At 26.6% G+C, this 1,210-nt stretch carries 1 protein-coding gene; it reads right to left on the reverse strand.

Annotated features, from left to right (window positions below):
• Nucleotides 1-123: 123 nt before the first annotated feature.
• Nucleotides 124-882: a hypothetical protein gene (locus tag ACY2RS_RS15445; RefSeq protein WP_490099567.1), complete on the reverse strand. Its 759-nt coding sequence runs from the start codon at nt 880-882 to the stop codon at nt 124-126.
• Between the last annotated feature and the right edge of the window lie 328 nt (nt 883-1,210).

Below are 1,210 nucleotides of genomic sequence, written 5' to 3' on the forward strand. Positions count from 1 at the left end.
CAACGGTCTTGTATATGAAAAGTAGCGGATTTTAAAGTACTAACTTTTCAGATTATAACTGACCTTTAATTTATTCATTTTGTTTCGATTAAGCGATTAAATCGCTATTTTTTATATACGTTGTTAGGCACTGTTTTTATTTTTCCCGTTTAGTGTTGATAATTTGTCAAAATCAAATTGTTCAAATATTTTATTATGAAGATTAGAAACTTCATAGGCATATTCTCCGTCATTATTATAGTCTGTCAATATTTTCCGAGCAATTTCCCAGTCAGATAATTCATAATCATATTTTCTTTTAGGAATTACAATACCTGTTTCGGCATATAGTTTCTTTGATTCTGCTTTTCTTTTCTTCTGATTCTTTTTGGCTTTTTTATTGAGTTTTTTTATCGCTTTATGATAACTGCTTTTAATTTTTTCAACACCAAGTTCCACGCTTTTTTCATCATTTATAAATTCATTCGTTTGAACTTGCATAACACCAAGAGAATGTTTCTTCTTGGAAAGACTAAAACTAATATTTTCAACTATTCGAGCAACTTTAGGTCTATTGAAGTCTTCATAAATTATAATGGCATATACTAAAGCTTGAAGCTTATCATTACTAATTTCTTTCTCTATTATTGAATGATATTTTTTCTTAAATAAGTTAAATCGGTTTTTTAAATAACTGTCTTTTCTTTTGACTGTATATTTATCAGAAGTCCTTATATTATTTAGGGTATGAAATAGAAAAATTGCGATAATTATCCAGAGTTCATTTGTGAAATCTTTAAAGTCTGGTAAAAGATTAATTCTGTTTGAAATTATTTTGTCATAGGAATAATAAGAAATAGATAGAATTGCTATCCAATATAATGACTGTCTAAACCAATTCATTAATATAGCTCTATTTGTTAATAGATTAAATATTAGTCTGAATAAAAGGTAGTATACAGAAACTAAATATATATTAAGAACGAATCGGTCAAGATTCAATTTGTAAAGGATTGCCGATATCAAAAATAAGTAAACAATAGGGCTTATAATTCTGAACAAAAAATTAAAAGCTGGTGATTCCTCACGTCTCAAGAACATTGATATTTGCATATATCCAATAGAATACGAATGTTTTCCAATCCAGTTGATTATAAAAAACAATAGGATTGCTAAAAAAATATGAATTATAATTATTTCAATGTTCATTTTTCAAATTGTGCCTAACGGT

Source organism: Patiriisocius sp. 208BN25-11, assembly GCF_058147145.1.